This window comes from Legionella waltersii (genome assembly GCF_001468085.1).
Lineage (GTDB): Bacteria > Pseudomonadota > Gammaproteobacteria > Legionellales > Legionellaceae > Legionella > Legionella waltersii.
This window is the reverse complement of the sequence record NZ_LNZB01000038.1, coordinates 1-10460: the sequence shown is the minus strand read 5'-3', so window position 1 is coordinate 10460 and position 10460 is coordinate 1. Positions and strand designations below refer to the sequence as shown.

Sequence of the window (10460 nt, the reverse complement as noted above, 5' to 3'; positions counted from 1 at the left end):
AGATCGGTGTTTTTCGTAAATCTTGTCTATAAACTCGATTCTTTAGGGCTCACTGTTTGATCAGGTGTCGCGTTTTGCAACCCTGATACAATCACCCTATCATTTGCCCCAACCCCTTTAGTGATTGCTCGTGAACCATTTTCGATCCCACCTATAACCACTCGCCTCACCTCTACCACATCCTTAGCATTGACCACCAATACATACGCTCCAATTTGATCGTACAAAACGGCCTCATCGGGAATGGTTAGCTGAGGATAGGGTTCAGATAGAGGAACTCGTACTTGTACAAATAATCCAGGCACTAAAGGATAGCCATCATTCTTTAAAATCCCTCTAAATTCCATAGTGCCTGTAGAAGCATTCAATCCAGAATCCACAAAATTAAGCTCCCCTTTATGGGGATATCCAGTTTCAGTCTGCAAACCAACTTCGATAGGTATCGGTGCAACGTCCATTGGCTTTAAATGTCTCTTTTTGGCCATGGCTCTTAGCTTAATTAAATCAATTTCATTTAAATTAAAGTACACATAGATTGGATTGATTTGCTCAATGTTGGCTATCGTTGTTGCTGCTCCATTACCCACTAAATTGCCCACGTCAACCAGATGCCTCCCCATTCGACCATCGAAGGGTGCACTAACATGGGTGTAGCCATAATTAATCTTAGCCGTCATCACACTAGCTTCTGCTGACTCTATATTTGCCTGTGATTCTTCCACTTTAGATTTCCACATCTCCACGCTATTGAGAGACGTAGCATTTTGCTTGTACATGTTTTTCTGCCTTTCATATTCTGACTTATTGTAGGCATAAGTGGCTTTTTGGGATTTTAAAGTGGCCTCTGCAGATAACAATTGCTCAAGATAGGGTTCAGGTTCAACGACGAACAACTCTTGTCCTTTTTTAACAAATGCTCCATCAGTAAACTCAATTGAATCCAAATACCCTTCAATACGGGCAACTAAGTCAACGGATTGATAGGCCACTGTGTTACCCGTTTGAGTCACGTAATCTCCCATTTTTATGACTTTGGGTTTCTGGACAATCACCGGAAGTGGAGCAGGGCCTTGGGGTTTACTCTGGAAAAATTGATCATATAGAAAATAAACAAAAGCAAACCCAAGTAAAGCAACGGCTATGTTTCTAACTATTGGCTGATTAAATTTCATACTTATCACCAGGCTGGCAAATATTGTTGTTTTATTTTTTGCTTGTTTGTAACTGGAGGTAAATGGTTTTGTTGTTTCAACAAGGAACCCCAGTTAGTACGAGCAGCCATTTCCGCTTTGATTGAATCAGGAACGACGTCGTTATTCCCTCTAATTTGCCAACCTCCGCCAAGCGAGCGATACAATGACACCAGGGATTGAGCAACATTCGCTCTTGCATTCACCAAGGAAACTTGCACACTTAATTGTTGTTGTTCAGAATTCAATACCGTGGTGTATATTGCCTCTCCTTCTTTGTAGCGAATTAAAGACAAGTTCGTACCTTTAATCGCGGAGTTATTGGCTCTAGCAAGCGCTGCGGCAGCGTTTCTTGACTCCAGATATTGGGTAATATTGTCTTGTACTTCTTGCTGCACTTTTAAGACGAGATTCAGATAACTTAACAAAGCCTGTTGGAAAGTGGCGTCTTGCACTCGAACGGCATTGGTGATTTGTCCGTAATTTAATAGTGACCAAGCCAATGAAGGACCTGCGGTAATCGCTCGATTTGACCAATCAAACATATCACTAATCGATGAGGTTCCGATACTATTCGACGCAAATAGAAACTCCCCTGTTAAGGATAAGGAAGGATATAGTTGTGCTTTCACTGCACCTATTGCGTTCAATTGAGCGATCGCTTGCATTCGTGATTGATACACATCCGGTCGACGTGCAATCACTTCTTTTGGAATTCCAACAGAAACAACAGAAGATACTCTGGGTATACCGCGGTATTTTTTGTCTCGAATTAAAGCATCAATCTTATCGGGTGTCGTTCCCAGTAAAACGGCTAGAGCATCTTTTTGAGTTTGTAGATTGCTTACATAGCCAGGTAATGTAGATTGCGTCTGTGCTAACTGTGTTTTTGCTTGCTGCACGTCCAACAAACTGGTTTCCCCGCTGGTGTAACGAGCATTAGCAATTTTAAGACTCATTGTTTGTACAGCAATGTTTTGGCGAGTCACTTTAATCAGTTCTTCAGCCGTTCTTATTTGAATAAAGGTCGTTGCGATATCAGCCGTTAAGGTTACCAGTGCGGAATCGTAAGCTGCCACAGAAGCCAGGAAAAGGGCATTATTGGATTGGATAGCTCGTCGGTATTTCCCCCAAAAATCCAACTCCCAGCTCGCATTGAATCCTATATTAGAACTTAAATAATCATTAGGCAACAGGCCTTGTGCTTGACTCCCTCCAGGACGAATAAAAGTATAGGCCCCAGTCATTAACTGCTGCTGTGGATAAAGATCACCAACAGCTTGTGCCAATTGTGCCCTAGCTTGCAACACACTGACCCCCGTGCTTTGCAACGTTAAATTATGTTGATACCCAAGGAGTATTAGTTTCGTCAAGATCGGGTCATGAAACGCATTCCACCAATTGGCGTTTTGGACTTGGGTTTGTTTCACTGGGGGCTTGGTTTTTAACCAATGCTCTTCAATGTCCTTTGGTGGCTCCTTATAATTAGGTCCAACCATGCAAGAACTTAGGATAAAACAAGCCAGCAGAATAAATAATTTTAACATTAGAAACAGTGATTCCCTATCAATTCAACAGCAGCCTCATTCAACAGCTGACTATTCGTTCCTTAAACTGTTTTTTCCAATTACTCAATACTACCGGTGAATTTACCAATGAACAAGTGAGGACTTACGAAAAAACCATTGTTCTCTTGAAAGTTAATACTCTTCTTCAATCCGAATGACCTGATAAGAGGGACTTTCATAGGGATGTGCTGCTTTTAGGGCAGCAACTATGGATCTGATCTTATCATCGCTGCATACTGTTTCTACTTTGTATTCATTGACAGTTTCTAACTGACTCTCTTGTCCTATGAATGGAGTGCTGCCTTTCTGTGGCATAAATTGCCCTTGGCCTAGCACTTGCCAAGAGCAATTTGTATAGTTATCTACACAACCTGCACCAGCAGCGAAAATTGCTGATTTTACAATTTCTAAATGTGTCTCTGGAACATGGAAATACAACATGTACATACTCAAAACTCCTTTGCTGTGCTTTAAATTGTATTGGATTTTATCGAAAGCAATTAATTACAACAATATGTCCTAAAGCTACTGCTTTTTGTCCGCAAATACCAAGAGGAAAACCTCACAAATTGGATACAGTTTCCGGATAAGAGTGCCGTTGAGTCAGTTTTTAGGAGAAAATTGAATGCCCCTCATTAGAAATGCCGAAGTGAATGCGATTATTCTGCAAGCCATGACTGGCTACCTAAGTTCTCATAATTCAGAGGAGCTTCAACAAGCACTCGCAGATTACTCTCTTCCCTCACCTCTGGCTAAACACATACACTCATCCTTGCTAAAAATCGCCTGTACTCAAAAGACCAAGATTTTAAACCAGTTCGTCCGTACACAAAGAAAAGAAGATGCGTTTTTTGGAAATGTTAGTTCTCGATGGATTGTCTATGATTCCCCTCAAAAATTAGAGCGACTCATCGCGCAGAATGGAAGAAGAGTAGATCAACTCAATGAAAAAATGGCTCGGGCCGAGCATAATTACACTGTTTTACCATCAGGCTATCATTACGTTACTCCGAGCAAACCCAATGAATGTTTATTTTCCGAAGATGATTATTATTATCAAAGAAGACAATACTTCGACATGAATGAACGAATAAAAGAAATTCGCGACCCGAATAAAAAAAAGGAATTAAGGGATCTTTTTAATCTTTGTTTTATGGGACAAGCCCACAACCCCGTTTATTGCCCTAAAATCACTTACCGCTCAACGTTACCCCAATTAACCAAAAAACTCTATTGGGCTAGACAATTACAAACAGTTCAAGACGAGTTAAATGCTCTTAATGCTTGGAGTGAGAAACCTAAGATGTCACAGACTGAATATTCAGTTCGAAAAAACAGACTGAGACTTCAATTGCCTTCAAAACCAACAACAGAACAAAAATTGGAGTATTTACTTTGTTCCAATAGAGAGCAGTATGTGGCTAAAGCCAAAATGCTCGATGAAGCCTATGGGAATTTGACTCCAGCGGAGTGCAATCAAATCATCGTTCATCTATTAAATCGTGTCAAAAAGTCTCATGAGCTTACTGAATTAGACATCCCCAGCATAAAACAATTTTGTGCTACTCAAAACGCATTGATTACTCTCCTCAAAAGGTGTGTTGATGGGAGTAGACACTCCATAATGGATAAAACGTTAAAAGACATACTCCTTCGTATAGCCAGCATTGAGCTTGATTCAGATGCCAGTGTTGAGACGTTTTACCTCGTGATCAACGAATGGCAAAAAGAGCGCTCTCCCTATGATTTAAGCAAAACGAATGGTCAGATGCTCAAACCAAATAGAAGTCTGCCTAGACTGTTTAAAAGTTCTGAAAGGAGTATTTTGGAACGTTTATTTGAATTAATTCCAAGATTAAGTAACCAGCCCATCCCTGGGCAACAATATATCCAGCTGGAGGACTCAAGATACCAGAGGGCTTTACTGTAAATGATGGAAACCTTGGTTAGGCCTATGGCTGCACCAAGGCTACAATTTAAATGACGCTTTTTATCTTGAACGCCAGAGGAGTGAGTTCGAAGATTTATTTCTCTCCCTTCACCAAATAAATACTAAAATCAAATGGGTATTGGCTAAGGTGTTTCTTCTTGCATTCATTCTCGTAGTAGCTCACCATTGCTTCATTGATGTCTTGTATCTCTGCAACGGATAACTGCCCCTGATAAAATCCAATGCCATTAACAAACTTTCTAAACACATCCAAGGACGGTAGCATTATTGATTCCTGACAAAGGTTCACGGTCAGACTTTTACACGGTAAAGAATTTAATTTTCGCTGCAAATTATCCAGATTGCTGTAATCCACTGGGGGATTAAAATCCTTCAGTGAGGGAAACTGGCCCGATCTTCTCAGCGCGTAAAAACTCAAGATAAAGGGATCATCGCCTGCTGGAAAAAGGGTGAAAAATTTACCCTGCGACTTTAATGCCTTTAGGATATTGCTAAAGGCTTTTTCGATGTCAGAGGATGCCCACTGCAAGCACCAGAAAGAGACCGCATAATCAAATTGATCACTGAACTCCATGGTTAACACGTCTGATTTTTGGGTCAAAAAATTAGGGTATTCCTTACTCACTTCTTGAGCTAAATCAAGCATGTTTTGTGATGAATCGATACCTAATACAGACCCAGAGGGTGTCTTTGCAAGAATATTTTTTGTAAAGGCCCCATTTCCACAACCAATATCCAGTACTTTATCAGAAGGTTTCAACTCCAAGTCGGACAAGTATTTTTCCGCTACTGTCGCTTGAATATAGGACCCAATCGCATAATCATTGGCGGGCCATTCCTTTTCAGACATGATATTCCCTCTCATTTGAAATAAAAGAGATTAGCAGTCCCAAGCATCTACATCAATTTAAATCGTTTTTTTGCAAGAACTCGATAACTATCATCCAGCATTAATTTGACATCGTAGTCCCCTGGGGTCTTGGGGAAATACCAAGGTTCTCCATAACAATCAAGTCCACCGGCTTGAGTCTCTTTAAGATTAAATGTCATGGATCCTTTCATTTGTCCGTTCACATAAATGCATATTGGCTCTAATTGTTTATTATTGATTGCCTGAATGTACAGACAGTCATAGCGATTTCCAGGTGCATTGTCCCATGAAATAGTGATTTCGTCCTTGTTGCTTGTTTTGGTTCTAGAGATTTCTAGGGTTGGCTTTTGGGAGATATTCATTCGAGTAGACGTTGAATATAGACGGGTATGTTCATAAGCTGCGGGAATCACCTGAAACTCAGACACAATGGCACGATGATCGGAAGGCCAAGGATCAATTTTTATCTGCACCAAGCTACTGCTTGCTTCACCAATCAGTTGACTGTTTACCACCTGAGCAGGACCAGCAGAAAAAACATAATCAATTCGCTCTGGCACCTCATTTTTGCTTGGATTAAACCCATCGACAGCGTTTTTTAGATAGGGACGACCACCTGGCCATGTGTATCCTGGCTCCTTGATGGTATTAGGATGTATTTGACGATAAGAATCTACAAACTGTAACTGTTGCAGAGTTTGAGTAATCGGCCAATTGAGAGCATACCGGTGGTTGGGTAGTTTCCCCACTTCTTTGGCTCCCCAATCTAAATGAGATCCAGAATTAAAATCCCCTGTTAGGAAAGAGGGTACTCCTTGCTTAGCCAGGGCTGATAATCGTTGGATGAAGGGCATAGCAACTGACATCCGCTTTGCTTTTTCATTCTTTTCTATCTCTGTGCCTGATTGACCTTGCTTAACGAGATCTGGGCTATACAAACTACCAGGCAAATGGACGTTCGCTATAGCGATGTATTTCTTTGGTCTTACTTCAACGTAGGTAATTAGATCCTGATCAGCTTGAGTGGTAAACATAGGAAACCGGGAAATAAGGTGTTGTTTTCGATGGTGATATGTCCATCCCAAACCTGTGGCTAAACGCACCGTATTCCCCCATGGTTCCTGAATGCCAACAATGTCCGCACCTGATTTTTTTATAGCCTCCAGAACTTTTTGAAAACTGACTTGCGTCCCTCCATTTTCTATATTAAAAGTCATGATTTTCAGTGTTACAGAACTTTGGGAATTTGGGGATACCGCAAATAGATGTAGGGAATAAACGAATAAGATGTTTAAAAGTACTGTGTTGCGTTTCATAGGATACCAATAGATAAAATAAAATATTAGTCAGATAATAGCAACTCTTATCCGAATGAACATAGACCTTAGGCATGGATTGATTCTTGACAGTTCATCTGTTCGTCATTGAACTGCAAGAATCTTGGTGGAGGTGAATGATTAACGTAAATTATGCGTTATTAACTTTTGGGCTCTCTTCATCCCTTTGTTTGGCTTCATTAAGAGCATCATCTACTGCCAATACCAACTCCCTCAGCTCATCTTGTGTTCTAGTGGTATTTTTTTGCCAAAATCTATCCCATTTAGGATTACGATGAATATTAAAAACATCATTATGAGCAGACCTATTGAGAATTTTAGTTAATTTACTTAATTCTCCTTTGGCTCCGTATATCTGGTCTAATAAATGTCTTAATACTTTTCCTTTACTTTTTGCAAGAGCATCGCCATTTTCTAATTTTTGGCAGTGACAATCGATTTTGTTAATGATTGTATTGATTTTGGTCCTGTGTTCATCTGAAGGATATATATTTTCATCTGCTGGGAATTGTGAACAATGCATTTCTTCAAATTGCTTTGGAACAATTAACCCAAGTTCATCCTTTAACTTTTTCATCTCTTTTCTTTTATCTACAGAGTGTTCACCTGGTTTAATAGTTGGGGACCTATAATCAAAAACAGCGTCGTATTTTTCCATGTATTTTTCAGCGAGCCAAGCATGCATATCTGCAGTAGGATGCACATCATCCCAGAACATGTACCCCTCAGATGGGGACATACCTTCCAGTTTTTCTTGGGGATTTTCCTGATTCTTTTTAAAAGCCTCAGATTCGGTATAGGGTGTTGATAATAGTTCCTTTTTGAATTTGTACTTTTCTGGATCTTGATAGACTTCAGTGAGCAAACTACTGACATCAAAAACATCCAGAAATACGTCTTGATACTTATCTTGAAGTTTTTTTACTTCAGCGGCCAATTGCTGATTGAAATACTTTGAGCAATCACTTGCATTCTCTTGTTCTTCACCGCCCTTTCTTACGTATCTAGGTGTCAAACCTAAATCTGGTAAATTCATGAGGACGAAATTACGATATCCCTTGCCTATCATTGCTTCAATATTAGCAATGCGGGCCTTTACTGCTTCATCGGCTATCTCACGGCTTGGTCTAGAATTGACTGTGATTAAATCATTAGCTCCGGACCATTCAGTCACTAAAGTTTCTGCTTTTTCCTGATCAGAGACTTTATATCGTTGATCATCGTTTAATAGTTGCTCTCTTTTGTCTGCGAGATTTGAAACAACAAGTCTTGCTCCTTCGTTAGCTGGCTTTATAGTTACTTTCTCTTTCCAGTCTGCAGACGTTGCTCCACCTTCGCAATAAGTACGTATATAGCGAGCTCCGTTAAATAGGATGTTTTTATCATCATCCAGTGTGAATGCTTCTCGGTTACGTTTTAATTTTTTTGCAAGAATCAAATCAGCCAGGTCAGCATCCTCTACGGGAGTATCTTTTAAACCTAAATGGTAGCGCCAATGATCGATTTCTAATTGTTCAATACCCGATGCCCCAACCATATCTATCCATAAAAAGCCATTGGTGAATCGGCCTCGTGGAGATTTACTGGATAGACCAGATACAAGTGACATGGGTATAAAACCAGCAAGCTTTAAATGATCTAAGGTTCCCCGATCCGATAAGCTGTCACCCATGAAAATTTTACGTCGTATGATGCGTTTAGGCATAGATAATCCTGATGTTTTCTATATATTATACACAAATTGATCTAATTTTGAATGCCATGTATATAAAAATCAAATTCTATAAAGAATTATGATTTCATACTGCCAATTTGAATGGCTTTCACTGGTCTTGACTGCTCTTCCAAAACTTGTTTGTCATTTTCATCACAAGAGATTACAAAAATAACAAAGGCCATCATTAACATTGCCCGGCTCAGTAAATTAAATAGTGTTTTTAGAAACCTCATTCTTGATCCTTAGTTAATGCAATCTGCTTTTCTGCCACATAACGACCAATCATTAATCCAATAATCACTGCTAAATAAATTTGGCCAGTGAAAGACTCCAGCCAAGTCAGTGTTTGTGCTATAGGTTTAATAGGGATAATTTCACCAAATCCTACCGTCGTTAAGGTGATAAAGGAAAAATACATCGACTTCACTTCTCCTCCATCCGCAAACCCAGAAAAGGAATTCGGACTCAATAGCTCAACGAACAAATAGATGTATGAAAAGATCAACCCGATAAAAAGATAAACAGAGATTGAGCCAAACAAAGTTGTAATGCTGATTGTCTGATCCTGTGCAGTATAGTAGAAGCAGAGAAGGGTCATTACTGATAGAAATCCAATAACAAAGAACAGCCTAAAACCATAAATAATTTGATTGTCAAAATAAATTCCCAGCACGTGCAATAGCACAACAATAACTAGAATCAACACAACAAATGAATACAAATACTTCTCTTGATTTCCAATAATAAAGAGATTCGCAACAATAAGAACACCAAAAATAATATCAAAATGATCAAGAAGCCCAAATTGAGCACTAAACGCCTTAAATAAACAAGAGGTAACCAGTAATACAAAAAGACAGAAAAAGCGATATTTGTTAAATAAAAAAAACATACCAATCCTTGTTGTTCAGTTTTTGTTTTAACAAAATAATGACAAGAAACTAATTCAGTATAAAATATTACTAGGATCTTGGAAATAGAATAGAAAATGCATAAAGCAGTAGGGAATCTAAATAAATATCAATTCGTTTTAGCGTTGTTAGTTCAACTTACTTTAATGGCTCAGCCTCAAGCATTTCAGCTCGATAAAAAAGCCAGCTCACCCAAGCAATCTAAAGAAATAGTTATCCTTGTCCATGGACTCTTGCGTACCTCTTTGAGCATGATGCCATTAAAATCATTTTTGGAATCTCAAGGGTATGAAGTGCTTTACTACAAATACCCTTCGACAAAATACTCCATTCATGAACATGGAGACCACTTAAGTCAATACGTTCAAACTATCATGCACGATAATCCCGGAGTAACAATTCATTTTGTGACTCATAGTTTAGGGGGCATTATTGTAAGAGAAGCGTTGCCTAATCTTTCTAAATCCCAAATGGGCCACATTGGTTATTTGGTGATGTTAGCTCCGCCAAATCAAGGTTCAATGGGGGCTAAGTTCGCTGTTAAGCTATTTCCCTTTGTGAATTATTTTATTAAGCCATTGGCTGAATTAAGCTCTGATCAAGCTGCCTATGTCCATAAGGTACCCGTGCCTCAAATCCCCATGGGAATCATTGCTGGTCGTTATGATTCCAAAGTCCCTCCAGAATACACTCGTTTAGCGGGGCAACAATCACCGGTCATTATTGACGCTACCCATACTTTTATAATGAATAAATATCGAACAAAGAAATTAATTGTTTATTTCTTAAAACATGGGAAATTTCCGGTTTGAGTTTTCCGCTCCCTGACGGCTGAGGTATCGACTCATTTTATAGTCCCTCGGCTAATCTCTTCTCTGATGGTCAGTAAGCGTAGGTCCGGCGCTTCGCCCAATA

General features: G+C 39.4%; 10 protein-coding genes. 2 read left to right on the top strand and 8 right to left on the bottom strand.

Features of this window, described 5'->3' with window-relative positions; genetic code table 11:
* Positions 1–26 precede the first annotated feature (26 nt).
* The 3 genes from Lwal_RS07635 to Lwal_RS07625 all read right to left on the bottom strand — a co-directional run bounded on the left by Lwal_RS07635 (position 27) and on the right by Lwal_RS07625 (position 3205).
* Positions 27–1172, bottom strand: coding sequence for an efflux RND transporter periplasmic adaptor subunit (locus tag Lwal_RS07635; RefSeq protein ID WP_095197592.1), 1146 nt, complete (start codon positions 1170–1172; stop codon positions 27–29).
* Between the two features lie 5 nt (positions 1173–1177).
* The gene (locus Lwal_RS07630; protein ID WP_058480236.1) at positions 1178–2737 is read right to left on the bottom strand and encodes an efflux transporter outer membrane subunit; all 1560 of its coding nucleotides are present in this window, start codon (positions 2735–2737) and stop codon (positions 1178–1180) included.
* Positions 2738–2890: 153 nt separating this feature from the next.
* Positions 2891–3205 (bottom strand): YqfO family protein, encoded by a 315-nt coding sequence (locus Lwal_RS07625; RefSeq protein ID WP_058480235.1) that lies wholly within the window; start codon positions 3203–3205, stop codon positions 2891–2893.
* Between the two features lie 178 nt (positions 3206–3383).
* On the opposite strand from Lwal_RS07625, the gene Lwal_RS07620 reads away from it, so the two are divergent.
* Entirely contained in the window at positions 3384–4688 is a 1305-nt protein-coding gene (locus Lwal_RS07620) for a hypothetical protein (protein WP_058480234.1), read from the top strand.
* Between the two features lie 94 nt (positions 4689–4782).
* Here Lwal_RS07620 and Lwal_RS07615 read toward each other — a convergent pair whose 3' ends face one another.
* From Lwal_RS07615 to Lwal_RS07600, 5 genes are all read right to left on the bottom strand, one after another.
* Positions 4783–5559, bottom strand: coding sequence for a class I SAM-dependent methyltransferase (locus Lwal_RS07615; RefSeq protein WP_058480233.1), 777 nt, complete (start codon positions 5557–5559; stop codon positions 4783–4785).
* A 47-nt stretch (positions 5560–5606) separates the two neighbouring features.
* On the bottom strand, positions 5607–6896 hold the full coding sequence (locus Lwal_RS07610) for an endonuclease/exonuclease/phosphatase family protein (protein WP_058480232.1): 1290 nt from the start codon (positions 6894–6896) through the stop codon (positions 5607–5609).
* A gap of 151 nt (positions 6897–7047) precedes the next feature.
* Entirely contained in the window at positions 7048–8622 is a 1575-nt protein-coding gene (locus Lwal_RS07605; protein WP_058480231.1) for an SGNH/GDSL hydrolase family protein, read from the bottom strand.
* 86 nt (positions 8623–8708) lie between these two features.
* Positions 8709–8867, bottom strand: coding sequence for a hypothetical protein (locus tag Lwal_RS17340; protein ID WP_157066271.1), 159 nt, complete (start codon positions 8865–8867; stop codon positions 8709–8711).
* Positions 8864–9526, bottom strand: coding sequence for an ion channel (locus tag Lwal_RS07600; protein ID WP_058480230.1), 663 nt, complete (start codon positions 9524–9526; stop codon positions 8864–8866). Before Lwal_RS07600 ends, Lwal_RS17340 begins: the two co-directional genes overlap by 4 nt.
* Positions 9527–9622: 96 nt before the next feature.
* Between Lwal_RS07600 and Lwal_RS07595 the strand changes: the two genes are divergently transcribed.
* Positions 9623–10357, top strand: coding sequence for an esterase/lipase family protein (locus Lwal_RS07595; RefSeq protein WP_058480229.1), 735 nt, complete (start codon positions 9623–9625; stop codon positions 10355–10357).
* The last annotated feature ends 103 nt before the right edge of the window (positions 10358–10460 follow it).

Excerpts from the sequence above, each read along its gene's own strand:
- Lwal_RS07635 (WP_095197592.1), bottom strand. The coding sequence starts at position 1,172 with ATGAAATTTAATCAGCCAATAGTTAGAAACATAGCCGTTGCTTTACTT.
- Lwal_RS07630 (WP_058480236.1), bottom strand. The coding sequence starts at position 2,737 with ATGTTAAAATTATTTATTCTGCTGGCTTGTTTTATCCTAAGTTCTTGC.
- Lwal_RS07625 (WP_058480235.1), bottom strand. The coding sequence starts at position 3,205 with ATGTACATGTTGTATTTCCATGTTCCAGAGACACATTTAGAAATTGTA.
- Lwal_RS07620 (WP_058480234.1), top strand. The coding sequence starts at position 3,384 with ATGCCCCTCATTAGAAATGCCGAAGTGAATGCGATTATTCTGCAAGCC.
- Lwal_RS07615 (WP_058480233.1), bottom strand. The coding sequence starts at position 5,559 with ATGTCTGAAAAGGAATGGCCCGCCAATGATTATGCGATTGGGTCCTAT.
- Lwal_RS07610 (WP_058480232.1), bottom strand. The coding sequence starts at position 6,896 with ATGAAACGCAACACAGTACTTTTAAACATCTTATTCGTTTATTCCCTA.
- Lwal_RS07605 (WP_058480231.1), bottom strand. The coding sequence starts at position 8,622 with ATGCCTAAACGCATCATACGACGTAAAATTTTCATGGGTGACAGCTTA.
- Lwal_RS17340 (WP_157066271.1), bottom strand. The coding sequence starts at position 8,867 with ATGAGGTTTCTAAAAACACTATTTAATTTACTGAGCCGGGCAATGTTA.
- Lwal_RS07600 (WP_058480230.1), bottom strand. The coding sequence starts at position 9,526 with ATGTTTTTTTTATTTAACAAATATCGCTTTTTCTGTCTTTTTGTATTA.
- Lwal_RS07595 (WP_058480229.1), top strand. The coding sequence starts at position 9,623 with ATGCATAAAGCAGTAGGGAATCTAAATAAATATCAATTCGTTTTAGCG.